17 protein-coding genes are annotated in these 23,717 nt (G+C 46.8%); 9 read left to right on the forward strand and 8 right to left on the reverse strand.

From position 1 onward, the window contains the following. The coding region (locus tag BLR50_RS09860) for an integrase core domain-containing protein (protein ID WP_143008092.1) at positions 1 to 297 on the forward strand (297 nt) is incomplete at its 5' end. Here BLR50_RS09860 and BLR50_RS09865 read toward each other — a convergent pair. The 3 genes from BLR50_RS09865 to BLR50_RS09875 all read right to left on the reverse strand — a co-directional run bounded on the left by BLR50_RS09865 (position 294) and on the right by BLR50_RS09875 (position 4,262). Next, on the reverse strand, positions 294 to 968 hold the full coding sequence (locus tag BLR50_RS09865; RefSeq protein WP_242871740.1) for a substrate-binding domain-containing protein: 675 nt from the start codon (positions 966 to 968) through the stop codon (positions 294 to 296). The two genes, BLR50_RS09860 and BLR50_RS09865, sit on opposite strands and share 4 nt — an antisense overlap. Positions 969 to 1,135: 167 nt before the next feature. Continuing rightward, positions 1,136 to 2,611 carry a sensor histidine kinase gene (locus tag BLR50_RS09870; protein WP_092641398.1) on the reverse strand — a complete coding sequence of 492 codons (1,476 nt, stop codon included), beginning with the start codon at positions 2,609 to 2,611 and terminating at the stop codon, positions 1,136 to 1,138. 40 nt (positions 2,612 to 2,651) lie between these two features. Then, on the reverse strand, positions 2,652 to 4,262 hold the full coding sequence (locus BLR50_RS09875; protein ID WP_162840395.1) for a response regulator: 1,611 nt from the start codon (positions 4,260 to 4,262) through the stop codon (positions 2,652 to 2,654). Between the two features lie 194 nt (positions 4,263 to 4,456). Here BLR50_RS09875 and BLR50_RS09880 point away from each other — a divergent pair, with 194 nt between their 5' ends. Continuing rightward, on the forward strand, positions 4,457 to 6,019 hold the full coding sequence (locus tag BLR50_RS09880) for a ClC family H(+)/Cl(-) exchange transporter (RefSeq protein ID WP_092641404.1): 1,563 nt from the start codon (positions 4,457 to 4,459) through the stop codon (positions 6,017 to 6,019). Between the two features lie 259 nt (positions 6,020 to 6,278). On the opposite strand, the gene BLR50_RS09885 is transcribed toward BLR50_RS09880, so the two are convergent. From BLR50_RS09885 to BLR50_RS09900, 4 genes are all read right to left on the reverse strand, one after another. Then, entirely contained in the window at positions 6,279 to 7,121 is an 843-nt protein-coding gene (locus tag BLR50_RS09885) for an Mrp/NBP35 family ATP-binding protein (protein WP_092641407.1), read from the reverse strand. A 207-nt stretch (positions 7,122 to 7,328) separates the two neighbouring features. After that, positions 7,329 to 8,147, reverse strand: a complete 819-nt coding sequence (locus tag BLR50_RS09890; RefSeq protein WP_092641410.1) for a putative ABC transporter permease — start codon at positions 8,145 to 8,147, stop codon at positions 7,329 to 7,331. 58 nt (positions 8,148 to 8,205) lie between these two features. Next, positions 8,206 to 9,537 carry a 2-hydroxyacyl-CoA dehydratase gene (locus tag BLR50_RS09895; RefSeq protein ID WP_092641413.1) on the reverse strand — a complete coding sequence of 444 codons (1,332 nt, stop codon included), beginning with the start codon at positions 9,535 to 9,537 and terminating at the stop codon, positions 8,206 to 8,208. A gap of 67 nt (positions 9,538 to 9,604) precedes the next feature. Then, entirely contained in the window at positions 9,605 to 12,502 is a 2,898-nt protein-coding gene (locus tag BLR50_RS09900; protein ID WP_092641416.1) for an acyl-CoA dehydratase activase-related protein, read from the reverse strand. A 447-nt stretch (positions 12,503 to 12,949) separates the two neighbouring features. Between BLR50_RS09900 and BLR50_RS09905 the strand changes: the two genes are divergently transcribed. From BLR50_RS09905 to clpB, 6 genes are all read left to right on the forward strand, one after another. Beyond that, entirely contained in the window at positions 12,950 to 13,786 is an 837-nt protein-coding gene (locus BLR50_RS09905) for a sulfide/dihydroorotate dehydrogenase-like FAD/NAD-binding protein (RefSeq protein WP_092641486.1), read from the forward strand. Between the two features lie 61 nt (positions 13,787 to 13,847). Then, the gene (gene gltA, locus BLR50_RS09910) at positions 13,848 to 15,236 is read left to right on the forward strand and encodes an NADPH-dependent glutamate synthase (RefSeq protein WP_092641419.1); all 1,389 of its coding nucleotides are present in this window, start codon (positions 13,848 to 13,850) and stop codon (positions 15,234 to 15,236) included. A 146-nt stretch (positions 15,237 to 15,382) separates the two neighbouring features. Next, complete coding sequence (locus BLR50_RS09915; protein ID WP_242871741.1) at positions 15,383 to 15,745, forward strand: ArsR/SmtB family transcription factor; 363 nt, start codon at positions 15,383 to 15,385, stop codon at positions 15,743 to 15,745. Positions 15,746 to 15,782: 37 nt separating this feature from the next. Next, positions 15,783 to 16,004 carry a cation transporter gene (locus BLR50_RS09920; protein WP_092641422.1) on the forward strand — a complete coding sequence of 74 codons (222 nt, stop codon included), beginning with the start codon at positions 15,783 to 15,785 and terminating at the stop codon, positions 16,002 to 16,004. Positions 16,005 to 16,016: 12 nt separating this feature from the next. Next, the gene (locus BLR50_RS09925) at positions 16,017 to 17,861 is read left to right on the forward strand and encodes a heavy metal translocating P-type ATPase (protein ID WP_092641425.1); all 1,845 of its coding nucleotides are present in this window, start codon (positions 16,017 to 16,019) and stop codon (positions 17,859 to 17,861) included. Between the two features lie 141 nt (positions 17,862 to 18,002). Continuing rightward, entirely contained in the window at positions 18,003 to 20,603 is a 2,601-nt protein-coding gene (gene clpB, locus BLR50_RS09930) for an ATP-dependent chaperone ClpB (protein ID WP_092641428.1), read from the forward strand. Positions 20,604 to 20,675: 72 nt separating this feature from the next. Here the strand turns inward: clpB and BLR50_RS09935 are convergent, their stop codons facing one another. Continuing rightward, entirely contained in the window at positions 20,676 to 22,124 is a 1,449-nt protein-coding gene (locus BLR50_RS09935; RefSeq protein WP_092641431.1) for a glycoside hydrolase family 26 protein, read from the reverse strand. 189 nt (positions 22,125 to 22,313) lie between these two features. Here BLR50_RS09935 and sigG point away from each other — a divergent pair, with 189 nt between their 5' ends. Beyond that, positions 22,314 to 23,084 carry an RNA polymerase sporulation sigma factor SigG gene (gene sigG, locus BLR50_RS09940; RefSeq protein ID WP_092641434.1) on the forward strand — a complete coding sequence of 257 codons (771 nt, stop codon included), beginning with the start codon at positions 22,314 to 22,316 and terminating at the stop codon, positions 23,082 to 23,084. The last annotated feature ends 633 nt before the right edge of the window (positions 23,085 to 23,717 follow it).

Here is a 23,717-nt window from a genome sequence, read left to right on the forward strand (position 1 = left end):
GGTTTTGAATTTACCAATCGTTTCTCCAGCAGCAAGCGAGATAGTTTTACCCTGTTTGAACAAACGGCACTGAAACTGGGTATCAGACATAAACTTATTCGTCCTTATACACCCCGACACAACGGCAAGGTAGAACGTAGCCACCGTGAAGACCAAAAGCGTTTCTATGACATACACCACTTTTATTCACTCGCCGATTTTGATGTGCAGCTAGCTGCACATCAAAATCGTTCCAATAACATACCGATGCGCCCACTTTGCTGGCTTTCGCCACTTGAAAAGCTTGCTCTTTCCTAACACTGTCCAAGATGTTTGACAAACCTACAGCCATCAGTACGGCCAATCTGAGCGGAAGAGCCCATGGTTCCCTGCAGTGTAACAATATTCAGTTCCTTAGTGGGGTCAACGCCCTTGGCTTTCAGTGCGCCTTCAAGAGCCTTAACGGCATCGTAGCCCTCTTGCTTGAAGTTTGAACCAACCCAAGCGGTGAAGAGACTCTGGTCAGCGGTTTCTACCATACGGTCAACGATAATAACGGGGATACCGGCATCCTTGGCTTCGCCCAGAACCGTGTCCCATCCGGCCTCGGTATTAGGGGCAAGTACTATGTAATCTACATCCTTTTGGATGAAGTCACGGATTGCGGTAATCTGCTTATCGGTTTTCTGCTGGGCATCAACCATCTCAAATTTATAGCCTTTTGCTTCTGTAAAGGTCTCCTGCATAGACTTGGTATTCGCCATACGCCAGTCAGACTCAGCGCCTACCTGAACGAAACCTACATAAATTAATTTCTTGCCGGCATCAGCTGAAGCTGCGTTCTCAGAAGGAGCGGCCGCTGCGGAAGATGCCTCTACGGAAGGGGTATTTGCCGATGAAGGAGCAGCTGGCGCGTTGGAACAGGCTGCCAAAGTAGTAAGCATAATAGCCGCCATAGCCACTGCGGTTATTTTCTTAAAAAGCCTCATTACATTTCTACCTCCACTTTTTATTTATAAACCTGAATTACCTTAGGTTTACAATTCAATTATAAAAACTGGGCTATCTTTGTTCAATGGATATTCTTTTGCTGTTGTTTCATTTTTTTACCCGATTTTATTGATGGTTTATTATTTTTAGATTCAATGTAATTTTTTTACGATTCTGACCTTTGAAAGGGAATTAGTATTCGTATTTGCGTTCCCTCACCGTAGGTGCTGGCAATAGAAATGCCGTATTTATCGCCAAACTTCAACTTAATCCGTTCGTTGACATTAAACAGTCCATAGGAATCGTGCTTTTGCTTTGCACCCGAGGCTTCCGGTGCCTTTAACTGAGCGGTTACCTCCGCCAGCCGTTCCGCCGTCATGCCGATACCGTTATCCTCAACAACGATGGATACATCATTATCCTTGGCCTCAGCACAGATATGTATCATTCCTCTGCCTCTGCGGTTCTTAATTCCGTGATAAAGCGCATTTTCAACGAGCGGCTGCAGTGTAATTTTGGGTATTACCACTTCACCCAGCTCTTCCGGAATATTGATTTGATAATCCAAAATATCCCGATACCGTACCTGCTGTATCTGAAGATAGCTGTGTACGTGCTTTTCCTCCTCGCGCAGCATAAACATGCCATTTCCGTGATTGAGCGATGTGCGGAAGAAGTCTGAAAGCGAGCCCACAATCTCCACAACCTCACCCTGCTTGCCGGCTTCCGCCAGCCAGATAATCGTATCCAGTGTATTGTATAGGAAGTGGGGATTAATCTGAGCCTGCAAAAGCTCAAGCTCAGCCTCGCGCAGGCTGGTTTGGTCTTTTTGCACGGCCGCAAGCAGATCTTCAGTTTTCTCAATCATGGTGTTAAGCGAAACCGCCAGCTTTTTTACCTCCGCGCCCCGAACCGAATGTACACGAACCGAAAGATCCCCCATGGCCACCTGATTGGTTACGCTGCTGAAGTATTGTATTGGCTTGGCTATACTGTTTGGAATAACAACGGACAGAAGTAGTGCCAAAATAGTCAACAGAGCAAATACGATGATACTGAAAAGTGTAATTCTCTCCAAGCTTTGCGATACCTGCTCGCGAACCTGCGACATGCCTTTGGTTTCGTAATAAACATATTCTAGCATGGTTGATTGAATTAGTGCCGTAACCGTCTGAACATCGCTTTCCCATATTTGAAAATTGTCGTCGTAATGCCCGCCCTCTACCTTGTTTTGTTCAATGTTCTTTACATACTTCTCGAGGTTGTTTAGAAGCTTCATGATGCTTTCGGCGCGGCGTTTATTATCCTCCATACTTGTATTGTTTATAAGATCAGACGCGATTTCGCGGGCTTGATCAATGTTTTTGTAGGGGTTCTCTGCCGAAAATGAGGAATGCCCCGCAATCAGCAGGTAGATTTTATAGTCAAATTCCTCTTTAAACTTAATACTGAAACGTCCGGCCTCCGAGGCATTGGCGATGATATGGTCATAGCTTTGGTTAAACCCATAGATATTAAAGAACAAGACTGCAAACAGGCCAAACAGTGGTACGATAATAAGTATGAGGGAAAGCTGAATCTTTCGGTTGAGCTTTAAGTCGCCGAAATAGTCCCTTATTCTATGTAGCAGACGGTTTTTCATGAGCCTTCCCCCTAACAAAAACGTTTTCATTATGTAAATGTTATCCCTTCGAGGCACGGTATTGTAACGGTGAACAGTTGTATAGCTTTTTAAACAGGTAAGAGAAATAGTGTGGATCTTTATACCCTACGTTCGCTCCGATTTCGGAGCAGCGAAGATCAGAGCATTTTAGCAGCTCCTTGGCCTTACCCATGCGCTGGTCGGTAAGGTAACGAATGAAGCTCTGGCCTGTCTCTCGGCTGAACACCGAACTGAAGTGGCTGGGGCTGATATTCACATGTTCCGCAACATCGTTAAGCGAAAGGTCTTCATCGGTGTAATGCCGGCTGATATACTCCTTTGCTTGCTCTATGATACGATGATACCGTTTGGTGCTTAACACTTCCCGGCGCTTAAGTGCCTCGGTAAAGATTCTTATCAGGTAACTTTTTGCCTTCTGCGGGTCGTTTATCAACTCGTTCATCTGCTCCGGTTTGGAAAACGGTTCCTGCGGCAATACCTCATCCTCGCCGATATCCTTCAAAAAGTTTATAACGGTAAGGTAGATGTCTACAAGAACATATTGACGGAAAAGGAGGGAACGTTCGCTTGTACTGCCGATATTGCTTAATAGCTTTTCCACAAAAAAGTCGATTTCACAAAGCTCCCCGCCCTTTAAAAAATCATGCACCATATTTAAGTTGAGACAACCGAGTTCCCGTACGTCTGAAAGCATTCTGTCGGTATCCTGCTTCTGCGCTGCCGGTGCTTCGCAGGAGATAATGTCGTTCTGTTCCAGTATAAACCGCTGTGCAAGGGCGCGCTGTGCGTCTTCAAACGATTCCGAGAGTCTCGCAAGCCTATCAACTATCAGGCCGATTCCGCCAAAATAGCGTACAGCAGGATATTGATTGAAAAGTGCCTTCACTTTTGCAAGATGCTCTTCCCGTACAGAATGAAGGTGCTCCGGCGAATCTCCTTTTACTAGCAGTGCCCAGCCTTCAATTGCACGGTCGAACAGAATGATATTATCACAACGATCAAGCTCACGGAATTTCTCTGTAAGCGACAGCAGCTCAGCAGAAAAGGCCTCGTCGTATGAAGCGAGGCTGTATTTGAGCAGCACAATTTGATAATTCTTTGCGCTCAACTTAAGCCCAAGCTCCCGCCCGCTTTCAAGAATCTTAAAACCGGAACGCGAACCGGAAACCATCTCATTAAACAGCTTAACCTTTAGTCCTTGTTCGTTTTCCGACATCTCGCGCTTGTACCGCTCGTAGTTATCTCTTTCTTCCCGTTCACGCACAATCTGCCATCCTGTTCGTTTTACAACATCGGTAAGCTCAGAGCTATTAATCGGTTTTAGAAGGTATTGAGCAACACCAATACTAATGGCCTCCTGGGCATAAGTAAACTCCTCATGGCCGCTTAGGATGATAATCTTGCATTGCGGCAGCTCTTTTTTGACAATCCGGCTCAGCTCAAGACCATCCATAAAAGGCATGCGGATATCCGTAATAATTATGTCTGGCTGCTCACTTTGAATAAGGGGAAGGGCAAGCTCCCCATCGGCCGCCTCACCGCAGAACTGAAAGCCCTCGCTGGCCCAGTCGATGTTCTTAATTCCTTCGCGAACAATGAATTCATCCTCTACCAAGAATATCTTTAGCATCAATAATCCCTCCAGTATGTATTCAGTATACATAAATAGTTATAAAGTGTCAAAAAATATGTGTACATTTACCGGTTCTAAACTTGCGCAGTTCGTTATTTCTATTTTGCAAACTACTTCAAGTGAATTTATATTCCATACACCGAAGGCAGGTGCTATAATAATACTATTTGAAAGTATTGCTGGTGTATTTAATGTCAGAACAAAAATCAAAGCTTTCTCATTTGCTTACCGACTTCAGCAGCCTGAAATGGAGTACGGCTCTAAAGGGTATTCTCTGCGGTGTGACAGCCGGCTTATTGGTGGTACTGTATCGGTTGGGAATCGAGTTTGGCACCGAAACGGCGGTGAAGGTGTTCGCTTATCTTCGGGAAAACCCGGTGCTAATTTTGCCGTGGATGCTGCTAGCTCTGGGCGTGGGCCTTGTGATTGCGTGGTTGGTAAAGCTTGAACCGATGGCAACGGGAAGTGGCATCCCGCAGGTTGAGGGGGTACTGCTTTATGGCCTGAAAATCAAGTGGTACACCGTACTTGCGGTGCGGTTTGGCGGCGGTATTCTTTCCTCCTTTTTTGGCCTCTCGCTTGGGCGGGAGGGCCCGTCCATACAGATTGGGGCGGCGGGAAGCCAGGCCGTTGCCAAGAAGATTAGTAAAAACAAGCTCGAAGAGAATTATCTGATTACCGGCGGTGCGGCGGCCGGACTTTCGGCGGCATTCAATGCGCCGTTATCGGGCATCGTGTTTGCGCTGGAGGAGGTTCACCGAAGCTTTTCGGGGCTGATTCTGCTAGCCGCCACTACGGCGGCACTAACCGCGGATGTGGTTTCCAAGCTGGTATTCGGGCTTAAACCGGTGTTAAGCTTTACCGCTACCCCCCAGCTGCCGGTTCACCTCTATCTGTGGCTGATTCCGCTTGGACTGCTTTCGGGTGCGGTGGGTGCTTTGATGAACCGGGCGCTGCTGCTGTTTCAAACACTCTACAAAAGACTGCCATGGTTTCTGCGCCCGATGATGGCTCTGCTGCTGGCGCTGCCCTGCGGGCTCTTTCTGCCGCAGGTGCTGGGGGGAGGCCAGAACCTGATTTATCAGGCTGAGACTGCCGATGGCAGCATTTCGTTCTTACTGGTACTGCTTGCCGTGAAGCTGCTGTTTACTTGTATCAGCTTTGGCAGCGGTACACCCGGCGGTATCTTTCTGCCCATCCTTTCGGTGGGCGCGCTCTCGGGCGGCATTATCGGGCTTGCTGCCGTGCAGTTTGGGCTGCCTGCCGAGTATGTTGCCGATTTTGCCATCTGCACTATGGCAGGGGCGCTGTCGGGCTCGGTGAAGGCACCGGTAACAAGCATCCTCCTGGTGGCGGAGATGACCGGCTCGCTCGTGCATCTGCTGCCGGTTGCTGCCTGCTCCTTCCTTGCACTGCTGGTATCAGACTTGTTGAAAACCACACCGATTTACGAGGCGCTGTTGGAACGTATGATGGATAAGTGCAATGTAAAGACGAGCGGCAAAAAGCGCAGAAGTGTGCTGGAGTTGCCGGTGGAGCTTGGATGCGGTATCTGCGGCAAGAAGATTAGCGAGGTACAATGGCCGCAGGGGATGCTGGTGGTAAGCATACGCCGTGGAGAAACGGAAATTGTCCCGAATGGGGATACTTTGATCCTGCAGGGGGATTATCTGATGGTGCTTTCCCATGAAGGCGAATATCGTGAGATTAGCAAAAGTCTGCGGGAAATCTCCCGTGCGCATACAGAGCAATAGCTTTTCAGTATAAGCGGGGAATATAACATATAGAGCTCAAAAAAAGAGTAAAAAAAGAGGGCTCTATAATAAATGTTGTGGTAGACAGCAAATAGAGCTCAAAAAAGAGTAAAAAAGAGAGCATATTTGTGGAAAAACCGATAGAATGGAATTGCTTAAAAACCATCATCGGAGGTACACAATATGCTCTCTACTAATATTACAGAAATACTGCTTAGATATGGCAGGTTAATTCATGGGCGCTATTTTTTATGAGGCTCTATTTTGTTATTGGAAGAGTCTTTTCAATTTCATCGGCACCCTGGTTAAGCCAATCGCCTTCAAATAATTCAAGTACACCGTCGTCGCATAGGCGGGCAAGCTCCGGGTTGATAGGCAGGCGGCCAAGAACTTTAGTCCCATTTTCGGCGGCCACCGAATCAATTCGGCTTTCGCCGAAGATACTGGTAATCTTACCGCAATCCGGGCACTGGAAGTAGCTCATGTTCTCAACAATACCTAAGATCGGGATGTTCATCATCTTCGCCATATTTACGGCTTTGGAAACAATCATTGAAACAAGTTCCTGCGGCGAGGTTACAATCACTATGCCATCCACGGGCAACGACTGAAATACTGTCAGCGGTACATCACCGGTTCCGGGAGGCATATCCACAAACATATAGTCTACATCCGACCAGATTACATCTGTCCAGAACTGCTTTACCGCCCCGGCTATTACCGGGCCGCGCCAGATAACCGGCGCATTTTCGTTTTCAAGCAGCAGGTTTACCGACATTACTTCAATACCGGTTTTGCTCTTGGCAGGAAGCATACCCCACTCATTAGTGTTAATGCCGGTGTGAATTCCGAAAATTTTCGGGATGGAAGGGCCGGTTACGTCGGCATCCAATACCGCAGTGTTATAGCCGCGCCGGTTGAATAACACCGCCAGCATGGAGGTAACAAGTGATTTTCCTACTCCACCTTTACCACTAACAACCCCGATAACCTTTTTAATACTGCTCATAGAATGTGCGGGTTCTATCATATCCTGAGGGCTTTTGCGTGAAGCACAATCTTGTTGGCAACTGGAACAATTACTTGTACAGCTTTCACTCATAATTTTCAAGTCCTTTCTTTGTATTATACTTGAAAAGAAGTATTCCGATTTTTAACAAGTATTTAGTACAATTTTAGTATACTTCTGCCCACAAGGTTTGTCAACTCAATAGAACTGGCAAGCAATATACCTTTACGCCAATAACAATAAGACTTTACTATTATCTGCAAAATATTTAAGAAATTGCGGCTAAATCTAAGCGAATGATTATTTTTTGTTTTTGATTGTCAGCCTGATACGCTCTAACATCGGTTGATGCTTTACAGAGGTCATATCCGGGAAGGCAGCAAGCAGACGGCGCACTAACAGCTTGTTCCTTGTTTCCAGCAAGTCGGCTTTCGCCTTTAAGCGTTCAAGAGTTTCTCTTGCTTCTACAATACGGGTATTTTCATGTTCCATCAGATGTTCCAACTTAGCCGAAAGGTTCTGCTGAGCAAGCGTTTTGTATACCTCTGTTTTTGCTTTAATTTCATCTAGTAGGGCAGTAAGCTGAGAAAGCCTGCCGTTAAACTGAGCAATTGTATGAACCGTAATTGCGCAGTCGGTTAGCAGCAGGGCTGCAAGGCTGCACCCCAGCAGTATTACTGCAAGGGAAGGAATATTATCTACCAAGCCTTTGATTGCAGGGTGCAGAAGCTTTACCGCGATTACAGACAGTATGCCGAATTCAATAGAGTTGAGCAAACATACTCGTCCATGCAGGTTAAATTTGTATCTGCTGTAGTCCCACCATTTCATATGAAACAGCTTCTCAAGCAACAATGCGGTAATATATTCAAGTACCGTAGTTATTATCATTCCGGCAACAAATAACAACGGAAGATTATCGCGCAGCGGCATAAGAAGCCCTATCACTGCCAGAGCACCAAAGCCATAAACAGGGCAGATGGGCCCGGTTAAGAAGCCACGGTTAACAAATTTGTGTTCAAATATTGAGCAATAGGCAGATTCACATACCCATCCTATAAAGCTGTAGGCTAGAAAAAGTAAAAACAGTCTAATAATCAGTATAAACAAGTATTCCATCCCTTATGTAAATACGCAAGCTTGCCGGTAAAGCCAAGCCTGCGTATCACAGTAATCTTTAATTATATGCGGTTGCCATTTCTTTTTGGGCTGTATGCGGAAGGATAACTTCCGTATCGGCCGCTTGCGCAAGTCTTTCACGCGCAACCGAAAGCATCAGCTTAATACGGTTTTCCTGGTTTACCCGTGTGGCACTTGGATCGTAGTCAATCGGTACAATATTTGCCCTGTCGTCAATCTCTTTGATGTTGCGAATCATTCCCTTGCCGCAGATATGGTTTGGCAGGCATCCAAACGGCTGTGTGCACACAATATTCTCGTAGCCAAGCTCTACAAGCTCCAGCATCTCAGCGGTAAGCAGCCAGCCTTCACCCATCTTGCTTCCGTAGCCGATAACTCCATTCACCAGCGACTTGGTATGTGCATAGGAGGATGGCGGCAAAAACTGCGGGTATTTTTTAATAGCGTCGATGAAAACGGTTTCCATCTTTACAAGATAATCCATAAAAATTTTAATAATCTTATACTTAATGCGGTTGCCGCCATAAAGGTTGATATCCTCAAGACGGTTATCGGTTTTAAACAATACAAACCCAAGGATTCCGGGAACCATAACCTCACAGTCCTGCTCGGATAAGAAAGCCTCCAAACTGTTGTTGCCCAGGCTTGAATATTTTACATAGATTTCGCCGACCACGCCTACCTTAACAATCGGGCGTTTGGTTGCCTTAATCTCCGCAAACTCACCGGCAATCTGGTCAAGATTTTCTTTTAACTGCTTTACGCTTAACCCTTTGCCATGGTTGTACTGTTCGGTAAGGCTGCCAATCCAGCTTTCCACAAGCCGGTCGCACTCTCCGTGGTTCAGCTCATAGGGCCGCAGCTGATTGCTCAGCAGCATTAACGCGTCCCCATAGATAAGCGAGGCAATCATCTTGCGTATCATGGGCAACGTCATCTTAAAGCCGCTGTTTTTCTCAAGGCCCGAAAGGTTAAGCGATACCACCGGAATGTTGCCATAGCCGGCCTTTTTAAGCGCCTTACGCAGCAGATGAATGTAGTTGGAGGCTCTGCACCCGCCGCCGGTTTGCGTAATAATCAGTGCCGTCTGGTTAAGGTCGTATTTGCCGCTGTTTAAGGCGTCTATCATCTGGCCGATTACCAGCAGGGCGGGGTAGCAGGTATCGTTATGTACATACTTTAAGCCTTGCAGCACCACTTCCGGGCCGGTATTGGTCAACAGCTCCACGTTATAACCACTGTTATGCAATACATTTTTAATCAATTCAAAGTGGATAGGCGCCATCATCGGTATTAAAATGGTATAGTTTTTGCGCATCTCTTTGGTAAAGAGCAGACGCCCGTTTTTATCCCTTTTTAACTCGCTCATAATATGGTCTAGCCTTTCCGGCCCACAGGGTAGTTTTGGGGCCCTTTAACGATAAAAGATCGGATGATTATTGCTCCTGAGTAGCGGCAAAAAGGCTGCGCAGCCTTATCTTAACCGCCCCAAGGTTTGTAATCTCATCAATCTTAATTTGAGTGTAAATGCGCCCTTCCTGCTCGAGAATCTCACGAACCTCGTCGGTGGTAATGGCGTCCACACCACAGCCGAACGAAACAAGCTGAACAAGATTCATGTTGGGCTTGTTGGCAATATACTTTGCCGCGGCGTAAAGGCGGGAATGGTAGGTCCATTGGTTTAGTACTGTGGTGGTGAATTTCTTAACCTCATAGCTTACACAGTCTTCCGAAACAATTGCCACACCGAAGCCTGCAATCAAACGATCAATGCCGTGGTTAATCTCTGGGTCTACATGGTAAGGCCTGCCTGCCAGCACGATAATCGGCCTGTTTTCCTTTTCGGCCTGTGCAATGATTCGGGCTCCCTGCGCGCGTACACATTTAAAGTAGTCTCCGTATGCCTTGTAAGCGCTTTTTGAGGCGGCCTCCACCTCTTTAAGCGAGATACCGTCAAAGTACTGAGCAAGAATCTTCTGCATCTTACCGGGGAAATCCTTCGGGCGGTGGATTCCGACATAATCCTTGATAAATGTCAGTTTTTTTACCGCAGGCATATTGGAGGTGATAACCTCAGGGTAGTAGGCTACAACCGGGCAGTTATAATGGTTGTCGCCAAGGCCTTCGTCGATGTTATAGGTTAAGCAGGGGTAGAAGATGGTGGTAATGCCGTCGTCTATCAACTGCTGAACATGCCCATGCATCAGTTTTGCGGGGAAGCACACCGTATCCGAAGGAATCGTGCTCTGACCGTTTAGATAAAGCTCGCGGCTGGAGTCCGGAGAGGTTATTACCTTAAAACCAAGGGTGGTAAAGAAGGTGTGCCAGAAGGGCAGAAGCTCGTACATATTCAGCTCCATCGGGATACCGATGATTCCGCGCTTTGCCTCACCGGGCGTAAACTCTTTTAACAGCTTTAGCTTATAATCATAGATATTCAGGCTGTTATCGGTTGCCTTCTTGGTAATCGGGCGTTCACATCGGTTACCGCTGATATACCTTCTGCCGCCGTCAAAACGGTTTATTGTCAACTGACAATTGTTACTGCACAAACCGCAGTTAACGTTTGAAACCTCATGGGTAAAATCGAGCAGTTCCTGTTTGTTAAGAATCGTGCTGCAACCCTTGCTGTGCTTTTTTGCATATAGAGCCGCACCGTAAGCTCCCATAAGCCCGGCGATACCGGGGCGGACAGCGTCTGTTTTCAGCTCCTGCTCAAATGCGCGCAGTACGGCGTCGTTTAAGAAGGTGCCTCCCTGAACTACGATATGCTTACCGAGCTCATCCGCGGAGGCGGCGCGAATTACCTTATAAAGCGCATTCTTTACAACACTAATCGAAAGACCTGCGGAGATATTCTCAATGCTTGCGCCGTCCTTCTGTGCCTGCTTTACCGAGGAGTTCATAAACACCGTGCAGCGCGAACCAAGGTCAACAGGGTGATCGGCAAACAGGCCGAGCTTAGCAAACTCCTCAATCGAATAACCCAATGCGTTCGCAAAGGTCTGCAGGAAAGAGCCGCAGCCGGAGGAGCAGGCCTCGTTTAAAAAGATGTTGTCGATAACACCGTTGCGTATCTTAAAGCATTTAATATCCTGCCCGCCGATGTCGATGATAAATTCCACGTCGGGCATAAAGCTTTTTGCGGCTGTAAAATGGGCAACCGTTTCAACAACGCCGCTGTCAGCACGAAAGGCGTTTTTAACAATCTCTTCGCCATAACCGGTAACGGTAGCACCTGCAAGCTGAATCTGCGGGTATTTTTCATAAAAGTCGAGCAAAAAGGCACGGATAATCGGCACGGGGTTGCCGTTATTGGGCTGATACGAAGAGGCGAGCAGTTGACCCTCTTTACCTAAGATAACAGCCTTAACGGTAGTGGAGCCTGCATCCAACCCCAGATATGCCTTGCCTTCATAGCCAGCGGGGTCGATCTGCGGCACATTATGTTTGGCATGTCTCTGCGCAAAGCGCTCATACTCCTCTTTATTTTCAAAAAGAGGGGTAATGGTAGCATAATGCTCGGAAGCATGGTAATTGTTTAGCTTCTCTATGGCTTTTTCGAGGTCAACAGTTGTATCGGATGCATAAGCGGCACCCAACGCAACATAGTATAATGAATCCTCCGGGCAAACGCCGGTGGTATGTAAGGTTTCATCAAAGCTCTTGCGCAGTTGGGAAAGGAAGGTCAGCGGCCCGCCAAGATATAGAATCTTACCGATAATCGGCCGCCCCTGCGCAAGACCGGCGATGGTTTGGTTTACAACAGCACCGAAGATGCTGGCAGCAATGTCGCTTTTCTTGGCACCCTGATTTAAGAGGGGCTGAATATCCGATTTTGCAAACACACCGCAGCGTGAAGCAATGGTGTAGAGCTTTTCATGCTGCTTGGCAAGGTCGTCCATCTCTTCCAGCGGTACGTTTAAAAGCGTTGCCATCTGGTCTATAAAAGCTCCTGTGCCTCCGGCGCAGGAGCCGTTCATACGAACCTCCATACCACCCGAAAGGAACAGAATCTTTGCATCCTCGCCGCCAAGCTCGATGACCACATCCGTGCCGGGTGCCAAACGGTTTGCGGCAATGCGGGTGGCGTAAACCTCCTGCACGAAGGGAATACCGCAACTCTCCGCAAGGCCCATACCGGCAGAGCCTGAGATTGTAATCTCGGTGCTGTGGTGGGTAGGAATAATATCGCCGATAGTCTGTAACAACTCAGCGGTTTTTTGCGTTATTTGCGAAAAATGTCGCTCATATGAGCGAAAAATTACCGTTTTATTATCGTCTACCACAACACTCTTTATGGTTGTGGAGCCTATATCAAGCCCTATTCTCAATGGTGCCTCCCATATGACTTCAGTCGGATTTATAATGTCGTCAGGAGCCTGTAACACGAATCTGCTGTTATCCCCCAAAGCTATTCATACTGATATTATAGCAGTATAAATATTTTGTGCAAGTTTTAAAACTTTGTCAAGTTGTTTTGGCCTTTTTTAGAAAATAGAAAAGTAAATGTTTGATATCATCCGTTAAATGATAGAGTAATGCAGCTTAATTCAAATCAGTTTTCATGCTAAGTATTTTTATTGAACACTGTAAATTATACATTATCGGTATTGTTAAATCAATGCTGATATTTGGCTTGTTAATATTCAAATAATACAATTTACAGATTATAAGAAAAAGTATATAATTTTAAAAGGTATTGTCTGCGTATTATGGTACACAGGCAGCTATGTGATTATAAAACAGGGATTCAGATTGAAGCAGAGGAATGGTGGGACATGTATAAAATTGTAAAGAAGAAATCATTAAACCCCACGGTATCTTTCATGGAGATTGATGCGCCGTTTATTGCCAAAAAGGCGGAACCCGGACAGTTCATCATACTGCGGGTAGACGAAAACGGGGAACGCATCCCGCTTACGATTGCCGATTTTGACCGTGAAAAGGGTACCGTTACGATTATCTATCAAATCGTCGGTGCTACCACTAAAAAGCTGGATAGCCTAAACGAAGGCGACTCGCTTCAGGACTTTGTAGGCCCGCTTGGTGTACCATCACACACTGAAGGGCTAAAAAGGGTTGCGGTGATTGGCGGCGGCGTAGGGTGTGCCATTGCATACCCCATAGCGAAGAAGCTGCATCAAAGCAATGCGGTTGTGCATTCGGTTGTGGGGTTCAGGACGAAGGACTTAGTAATACTTGAGGATGAGTTTGCCGCTGTAAGCGATGAGCTTATTATAAAAACAGATGACGGTACCTACGGCACAAAGGGTTTAGTAACCGATGCTCTCAAGCAGCTTATCGAGCGCGGAGAGCAGTATGATGAGGTGATTGCCATAGGCCCGCTGGTAATGATGAAGTTTGTGGCAAGGCTTACAAAGGAATACGGCATTAAAACCACGGTAAGCATGAACCCCATCATGATAGACGGTACAGGAATGTGCGGCGGTTGCCGCCTGACCGTTGGCGGAGAAACCAAGTTTGCCTGCGTAGACGGCCCGGACTTTGACGGCCATCTGGTAGACTTTGACGAGGCCATGGAGCGCAGCAGTATGTACCGCGATTTTGAAAAGCATCATTATGAAGCAGCCTGTCATCTTTTTGATAAGGCTTAAGCTGATGTATAAAATAAGTGAAAACCTTTGCTGAAGAATGTTTAGCGGAAAGGAATTAACCATGCCCAATATGTCTTTACATAAAAACCCCATGCCGGTTCAGGAGCCGGATGTGCGAAACCGTAATTTTAATGAGGTTGCGTTGGGTTATACCGAGGAGCAGGCTGTAGATGAAGCGGAGCGTTGCTTAAACTGTAAGCATAAGCCTTGCGTAAGCGGGTGCCCGGTTGCGATTGATATCCCAGCCTTTATCCAAAAGGTGAAAGAAAAAGATTTTGAAGCAGCCTATGAGGTGTTAAACCGTTCCACCTCGCTTCCCGCGGTTTGTGGGCGTGTATGCCCGCAGGAAACCCAGTGCGAGTGCAAATGTGTGCGCGGCATTAAGGGCGAGCCGGTAGCCATCGGGCGGTTGGAACGTTTTGTAGCTGACTACCACATGGCACACAATACTAAGGATGCTCAGATACCGAAGCCCAACGGGCATAAGGTGGCGGTGATAGGTGCGGGCCCCTCCGGGCTTACCTGTGCGGGCGACCTTGCAAAGCTTGGCTATGCTGTTACGGTATTTGAGGCCCTGCATCTTGCCGGAGGCGTTCTGGTTTACGGTATCCCGCAGTTCCGTCTGCCAAAAGAGATTGTGCGCAAAGAGATTGAAAACCTGAAGGCCATAGGGGTAAAGATTGAAACCAATATGGTTATCGGTAAGGTTCTTTCCATCGACGAGCTGTTTGAAAACGGATACGAGGCTGTCTTTATCGGTTCGGGTGCCGGACTGCCGAGATTCATGAAGATTCCGGGCGAGAACTTAAAGGGCGTTTATTCTGCCAATGAGTTTTTAACCCGTGTAAACCTGATGAAGGCTTACCAGCAAGGCAGCAACACACCCATTCAGAATGCCAGAAAGGTTGCGGTGGTAGGCGGCGGAAATGTGGCAATGGATGCTGCGCGCTGTGCCAAACGCCTGGGCGCCGAAACGGTTTATATTGTCTACAGGCGTTCCGAGGCCGAAATGCCGGCACGTCTGGAAGAGGTTGAGCACGCCAAGGAAGAAGGTATCATCTTTAAGGTTCTCACCAATCCTACCGAGATTACCGGGGACGAGCACAAGTTTGTAAACGGTATGAGGTGTGTGAAGATGGAGCTTGGTGAACCCGATGCCTCCGGCAGACGCAGCCCGGTAGAGAAGAAGGGCTCGGATTTCACTTTGGATGTAGATTGCGTTATCATGTCTATCGGAACCTCGCCCAACCCGCTTATTCGCAACACTACCAAGGGGCTTGATACCAATCGCCATGGCTGTATCATCACCGAGGAAGAAACCGGGCTTACCTCCCGCGAAGGGGTTTATGCCGGCGGGGATGCCGTAACAGGTGCCGCAACGGTTATTCTGGCAATGGGTGCGGGTAAAAAGGCGGCTCAATCTATCGACGAATATATTAAGAACAAATAGCCATAACTCAAACATAAAATAGCGGAAGAAGGGAGCTCTCTTTCTTCCGTTTATTTTTTTATGCAAAAGCCTTGACAATTGAACAGACATTCAACTATAATAACAGTAAAGGTTGAACAACTATTCAACTATAGGAGGTATATAAAGTGAATCACGGGGAAATATTCTGTGATTGTGATGTTATCCATGCTGAAGTAGTCGAAGCTGTTAAGCAGAAAATGCCCGATGAAGACGTATTATATGATCTCTCAGATTTCTTCAAGGTGCTGGGGGACAGCACACGGGCTAAAATCATGTGGGCACTGGATGAAAGCGAGATGTGTGTCTGTGACCTGGCGGTGTTGCTGAACATGACAAAATCTGCAATCTCGCACCAGCTGCGCGCTTTAAAGCAGGCGAATCTGGTAAAGTTCAGAAAAGAGGGCAAGGTTGTTTACTACTCCCTAAGTGACGATCATGTCACCCAGATTTTTGAAAAGGGATTGGAGCATATTAAAGAGACCAAATAAAATATTCTGAATAAGTATGAGAAAGGTATGAGTTACGATGAAAAAAACATTTAAACTTAATGGCTTGGAATGTGCAAACTGCGCGGCAAAGATGGAGCAAGCCATCGGTAAACTGGAAGGAGTACAGAACGCTACCGTGAACTTCATGACGACGAAGCTGGTAATCGAAGCTGAGGAGGATAAGCTTCCTGCAATCGTTGAGGCAGCAGAGAAAATTGTAAAAAAGATCGAGCCTGATGTTGTACTGATAAAGGCTTAAAGGAGTTCGTGAATGCGTAAACGGTTAATACGAATCGTTGCAGGCGGCGTGGTTTTGGCCGTAGCAATGATTCTTCGCTTAGAGAATCCGTTGCTTGATTTGGCAATATACCTTGTCAGCTACATAATCGTAGGCTGGGATGTTGTTTTTAAGGCTGTAAAAAACATCTTCCGCGGCAGGGTATTTGATGAGAATTTCCTGATGAGCATCGCTACCATCGGCGCTTTTTTTGTGGGTGAGTACCCCGAAGGCGTTGCGGTGATGCTGTTTTACTTGGTTGGAGAAACCTTTCAAAGCTATGCGGTGGATAGGTCGAGAAAATCCATAGCAGAGCTGATGGACATCCGGCCGGATTATGCCAATGTAAAGCACGGCGAGGAACTGGTTAAGACCGATCCTGACGACGTAAAGATCGGTGATATCATCGTAATAAAGGCTGGCGAAAGAATTCCGCTTGACGGCAGGGTGATAGAAGGAAGCTCCATGGTAGATACCTCGGCTTTAACCGGTGAATCGGTACCGCGTGAGATCACAGTCGGCAGTGAATTGTTAAGCGGATGCATCAATATAAGCGGTGTGATTACCGCAGAGGTTCAAAAGGAATTCAGTGAATCAACCGTCAGTAAGATACTGGACTTGGTGGAGAACGCCAGCAGCAAAAAGTCAAAGTCGGAACAGTTTATTACAAGGTTTGCACGTTACTATACCCCTGTTGTCGTCGGCCTAGCGGTATTATTGGCAGTAATACCGCCGCTGGTAATTCAAGGCGCGGCGTTCAGCGATTGGATCTACCGTGCACTGGCGTTCTTGGTGGTCTCCTGCCCCTGTGCACTGGTGGTTTCTATACCGCTTAGTTTCTTTGGCGGCATAGGTGGAGCGTCAAGAAACGGTATCCTGATTAAAGGCAGCAATTATCTTGAGGCGCTGGCGCAAACCGAGATTGTGGTGTTTGATAAAACTGGAACCTTAACTAAGGGCGTATTCAATGTACAGGAGATTCATGCCGAGCAAATGCCCGAGCAAGATTTACTGGAGCTTACGGCTTATGCTGAAAGCTACTCCAATCATCCTATTTCACTTTCGCTCAAACGTGCATACTCAAAAGACATTGATAATAGCCGGATTTCGGATGTGGAAGAGCTGTCCGGCTTTGGTGTAAAGGCAACGGTAGATGGCAAGAGGGTTTCAGCGGGGAATAAGAAGCTTATGGAGAGGCTTGGAATCCCTTGTGCCGCAGATGATTTAGGCGGCACAGTGGTCCATGTTGCGGTTGATAACAGCTATGCAGGGTATATCGTAATAGCCGACGAACTGAAAGAGGATGCGATAAAGGCGATTAGAGAACTGAAGGCAGCAAACATAAGGCAAACGGTAATGCTAACGGGGGATAATGAAAGCGCCGCGCAAAAGGCAGCGAAAGCTCTTGGCCTAGATAAATACTATGCCAACCTGCTGCCTGCTGATAAAGTAGCAAGATTAGAAGAGCTGTATAACGAAAAAACCGCAAAAGGCAAACTTGCTTTTATAGGCGACGGAATCAACGACGCCCCCGTACTGGCTCGTGCAGACATAGGAATTGCAATGGGCGGCTTGGGCTCCGACGCGGCTATTGAAGCCGCAGACGTTGTAATTATGACAGACGAGCCCTCAAAAATCGCCTCAGCAATAAGGGTAGCGAAAAAAACACTGGGAATAGCACGGCAGAACACAATATTCTCCCTGGGTGTAAAGATTGCGGTTCTTATATTGAGTGCTATGGGGCTGGCCTCACTGTGGTGGGCGGTATTTGCTGACGTGGGCGTAACAGTAATTGCGGTATTAAACTCTTTTAGGGCATTGGCTATCAAGAAAATATAGAAATTAATTAGCACTCTATGCACGAGAGTGCTAATTTTAATCTCTGTGTCTTAATCTGGACATTGTTTGGTAATAAATATAACTTAAAGTAAGTAGTGTAATACGGATAAAAATAATAGACGTATTAAAGGGGGTATTTACATGAACGAACAGAAGTTTACACAAAAGTCGATAGAGGCTATTCAAGCAGCGCAAAAGCTTTCGCTGGAATATCAAAATCTTCAGATAAGCGAGGAACACCTGCTGTATGCTCTGCTTACCCAAGAGCAAGGGCTTATTCCGCAATTACTGCTCAAGATGAATGTAGACACCGAAGGCCTAAAAACCCGGGTGCTGAATTTGGCTCAGAATCTGCCGCGTGTAACCGGCCCGGGTAGGGAAGCGGGCAAGGTATATGTTTCTGGTGCCGTAGATGCCGCGTTGATTGAAGCCGAAAAGACTGCCGAGCGCATGAAGGATGAATATGTTTCGGTAGAACATATATTCATCGCACTGCTCGAAAACCCGCAAAACAATTTAAAGGAGCTCTATAAATCATTTGGTATTACCAAGGATGCCGTTTTAAAGGTGCTTGCGTCGGTTCGCGGCAGCGCGCGTGTAACCAGCGATACACCCGAAACCACTTACGATGCATTAAAGAAGTATGGCAGCGACCTTGTGGAACGCGCTAAGGCAAATAAGCTAGACCCGGTAATCGGGCGTGACGATGAAATCCGTAACGTAATACGTATCCTTTCACGCAAAACCAAGAACAACCCGGTGCTCATCGGTGAGCCGGGCGTAGGTAAAACCGCTATTGCAGAAGGGCTTGCCCAGCGTATTGTTCGGGGCGATGTACCCAACAGCCTAAAGGATAAGACCATCTTTGCGCTGGATATGGGTGCGCTGATTGCCGGCGCCAAGTTCCGCGGTGAGTTTGAGGAGCGGCTGAAGGCTGTGCTCAATGAGATTAAGCAGAGCGAGGGCCGTGTCATTCTGTTTATCGACGAGCTGCATACCATTGTGGGCGCAGGTAAAACCGAGGGAGCTATGGATGCGGGCAACCTTTTAAAGCCGATGCTTGCACGCGGCGAGCTGCACTGTATCGGCGCCACCACATTGGATGAATACCGCGAATATATCGAGAAGGATCCGGCGTTGGAGCGCCGCTTCCAGCCCGTGCTTGTTACCGAGCCGGGTGTAGAGGACACCATCGCAATCCTGCGCGGACTAAAGGAACGGTATGAGGTTTACCACGGTGTAAAAATTCAGGATCAGGCGCTCATTGCAGCAGCCACCCTTTCCAACCGCTATATCTCAGACCGTTTTCTGCCTGATAAGGCAATCGACCTTGTGGATGAGGCCTGCGCCATGATACGCACGGAAATTGACTCTATGCCCACCGAGCTTGATGTTATCCAACGTAAGATTATTCAAAACGAGATAGAAGAAGCGGCGCTGAAGAAAGAAAAGGATGCCCGTGCGGTGGAGCATCTGGCCGAGATTCAGAAAGAGCTTGCGGAGCTTCGTGCCGAATTCAGCTCGATGAAGGCAAAGTGGGAGAATGAAAAGGCCGCAATCGGCAAGGTTAATGAGCTGCGCAAGAACATTGAACAGTTAAATAGCGAGATAGAAAAGGCTGAACGAGCTTACGATTTAAACAAGGCTGCCGAATTAAAGTATGGCAGGCTGCCACAGCTGCAAAAACAACTCGCCGAGGAAGAAAAGCTGGCCGAAAGCAGCGAGGAACGAAAAAACAGCCTGCTGCGCGATAAGGTAACCGAAACTGAGATTGCCCGTATCATTGAGCGTTGGACAGGTATTCCCGTCTCTAAGTTGATGGAGGGTGAGAAGGAGAAGCTGTTAAACCTCGAGGGTATTCTTCATAAGCGTGTTATCGGGCAGAGCGAGGCTGTTACCAAGGTAACCGAAGCCATCCTGCGATCGCGTGCGGGCATCCAGTCCCCCAATCGGCCGATTGGTTCGTTCTTATTCTTGGGCCCTACCGGCGTGGGCAAAACCGAGCTTGCCAAGGCACTTGCCGAAACCCTGTTTGACGATGAACACAATATCATCCGCATCGATATGTCGGAGTATATGGAGAAGTTCTCGGTTTCGCGTTTGATTGGAGCGCCTCCCGGATATGTGGGCTATGATGAGGGCGGGCAGCTTACAGAAGCGGTGCGAAGAAGGCCTTATTCGGTGGTGTTGTTTGATGAGGTTGAAAAGGCACACCCTGATGTATTCAACATCCTGCTTCAGGTATTGGACGACGGCCGGATTACCGATTCACAAGGCCGTACAGTCGACTTTAAGAACACCATTATCATATTAACCTCCAATCTTGGCTCAAATTATCTGCTGGAGGGTATTGATGCGGCGGGGGAGATTACCGATACCGCAAAAGAGCAGGTGGAGCAGCTGCTAAAACGCTCCTTCAGGCCGGAATTCTTAAACAGGCTGGATGAGATCGTATTCTACAAACCGCTTACTCGGGAGGACATTACGCATATCATCGATCTGATGATGGAGGACCTTAATAAGCGGCTTTTTGAAAAAGAGATTAGCTGCATATTAACACCGGCTGCTAGGGCCTTTGTGGTTGAAAACGGCTACGACCCGGTTTACGGTGCCCGCCCGCTGCGCCGCTATCTGCAGCGTAATGTTGAAACCCTGATTGCGCGTAAGATTATCTGTGACGACCTTTTGCCGGATACGGTCTTGAAAATTGATGTTATAAACGGCGAGTTTGTAATAAAATAACCCATACAACGTCATACCCCCTGTTATCCATGCGGATAAACAGGGGGTATGACGTTTTTGATATATATAGGTTTACTTTGCGGGCTCAACCGGTTCAAAGCGAATTCGAATATCGGGTATGGATGTTAGGGTAGTGTAGTAGTTTTCTGCCCAATCCTTACCCTGTGCAGGGTCGTTTTCACCGGTGGCGGGGGGTGCAAATATCTTTAAGGTTAACTCTGCCGAACCGGATAAAGGCTTCTCATAAAACGCGGGCATCAGATCAATAGTCTTTGCGTGGGGTGATTTATAAAACCACCGTCCGTTTAGCTCCAGCATCAGGTTATAAGGTTCGCTGAAGGTTACCTCACAGTAAACCGGGTTTTTTTCAAAATGCAGCGGAACGGCAAGTCCTTCAGAATCCTCGCTGCCGCCCCAGCGAAGGGTAACGGGGAGGTTTACTTCCTTTTTTATTTCTGTACTGGGGCTAAAATAATCATCGTGAATGATTTGCTTATAGGTTTTAAGCACCGGCTGCTCAATACCTACATCCGAGCAGTTTGGGTCTTCAATCTCCAGCCCTAAGCGCCCTCTGTCACGAAACTGATAAAACGTAATGCCGCTAAACCACGTTGCAGGTTCATTTTTAACGATGTTATAGAACTCCTTGACCATTTCAGCTTGTTCATATGCCCCCGTAACGTCGCCGTCGGCGTTGAGCTCGCTCGTTACCATCGGTTTCTCTTCTCCGTTGCATAATTCCTTAAACCGTTCATAGCTGCGCTTGGTCATTTGATATATTTCAGATACACTTTTTCGGTAGTGGCTGTTCCCGCCTTTTTCAGCGACATCATACGGCCACCCCCAATGCAGTGCCATGTACTTATCTACCGACCAGATGTCGGTAACACGCACTGCCTCGGAAAATTCAGCTTCTTTTACGATTTGCTTACTTTGTAAATCCTCAATACCGCCGATGCAAAGGATGGTTTTAATATTCGGTGCGTACTGCTTAATGATTTTGTGAAAGCGAACATAGAAATCTGCAACCTCCTGATAGGTGCAGCGTCTGTTAAAGGCGAACCAGTTGCCTGTTGCTTCATGGTTTATACGAAGCTGCAGTCTGCCAAAGGGGTGTAAATCCTTTGCTATAGCTATCAGCTGTTCATCGGTAACATGAGGGTCAATTGTCAGGGTGAGTATAACATCCTGCCCATGGCGCCGGACATCCCTTATATAGGTAAAAGGCTCCCCTTTAGTGTCACCCTCCAGACCGCCTTTGTAGGTAAAATAATCATCGTATGGGTAATCCCACTGAAAGCTAATGCCCTCGCCTGAGAAAGCCTTGCTGGCACGCTCCGGGAATCCCTTGTCTAAAGGGTAATAGCAGTACATCAGGTTAATACCTCTGTGGGGACGCCCGAGCTTATTCAGTATATAATCCTGATTTACATATTCGCCGCGCTCACTGCCGTCTCCCAGATCCACTGCACATCTGGCACGCCCTAAAATAACTGAGAATATTTTTGTGTTTTTGTCCATAATATACCTCGCATTGATCTTATTAGCAATAATAAGTGAATGTTTGCAAGACTACCAATACTGTAGCATAAGCTTCATGTTAATTCAACAAGGAATTGATGAAAGAAAATAATACCAACTATCACCCTTGCATTCATTATCATTGCCTTGCCAATACTGAGAATATCAGTTTGGTGGGGGTGTTTCAGGGTGCATTTAAATAAGGTTGAAATCTGCGGAGTGAATACCTCAAAGATTAAGGTGCTTAAGGAGGCCGAAAAAGAAAAGCTGTTAAAGCTGGTAAAACAGGGAGATATGAACGCAAGAGAAGAGCTGATTGCAGGTAATCTGCGGCTGGTTCTTTCGGTAATACAACGGTTTATTAATAGGGGCGAAAATCCCGATGATCTTTTTCAAATTGGCTGTATAGGCCTGATCAAATCGATTGATAACTTTGATATCACTCAAAATGTGCGTTTTTCGACCTATGCCGTTCCAATGATAATAGGAGAGATACGTCGTTACCTTCGGGACAATAACTCAGTTAGGGTAAGCCGGTCAATGCGTGACACTGCATATAAAGCCATGCAGGTAAAAGAGAGATTCATTAACGAGCATCTACGGGAACCGAAAATTGAAGAGATTGCCGAACTTATGGGCATTAGGCGAGAAGATGTTGTTCTTGCGCTTGAAGCGATTGTAGAGCCACTGTCGCTGCAGGAACCAGTCTATTCTGATGGCGGAGATACCATTTATGTAATGGATCAGGTAGGGGATAAGAGTGACGATTGGGATTGGCTTGAGGAGATTGCCCTTAAAGAATCCATTGCGCGGTTAAGCCCGCGTGAAAAGAATATCCTTTCGCTACGCTTCTTTGCAGGCAAAACTCAGATGGAGGTAGCATCAGAGATTGGAATCAGCCAAGCTCAGGTTTCACGTCTTGAGAAATGCGCACTTGAGAAGATTAAAAAGCAGATATAAAAAATAGCAGCCCATGAAATGATTTAACATCATATCATGAGCTGTTTTTATTATTCATTAACAATAAATCTGCTACATATAAGCGCAACTACGACTACCAAGCTAAACGAGAGATACCTCACAACTGCATCTATTATAACTCGGCAAATATTCTGATTTGGACTAATGACTGGTCACACTTAACATAGTGTGGCCCGATTTTAACTATATTAATACAATTTAAATTCCAAAGTAGCAGCCTTGATTGTCAGTCTAAAAAATTGCCGATTAAAGGCTAAACCAGTGTTTATTTGGGGGCTTTTGTGATAGAATTATATGCATTAACTGGAGATAGTCTCATCATGCCACAAGAATCGTACTGCCCCGACCTAAGTTTAAAAGACAAAGAAAACATCGAGTTTTCGTCAATTATTGCAGTATTGCTAAGAATTAATCCCAATTGATTATGAAATCGCCTTCATTGATGTTTATGGTGTCCGTCAAACTTGGTATGGGTCCCATCTCCGTGCAGAACGAACCAAACCCGGCGAGAATCGATTGGAAATGCTGACTATTGTCTGCCGAAGTTCATAACTGCTATGTGATAGCTATTGAGTGTGTTGGGATAAAAATCTGTGAAACAGGATTGAATAC

Origin of the sequence: Acetanaerobacterium elongatum, from assembly GCF_900103835.1 — a bacterium.
GTDB lineage: Bacteria > Bacillota > Clostridia > Oscillospirales > Ruminococcaceae > Acetanaerobacterium > Acetanaerobacterium elongatum.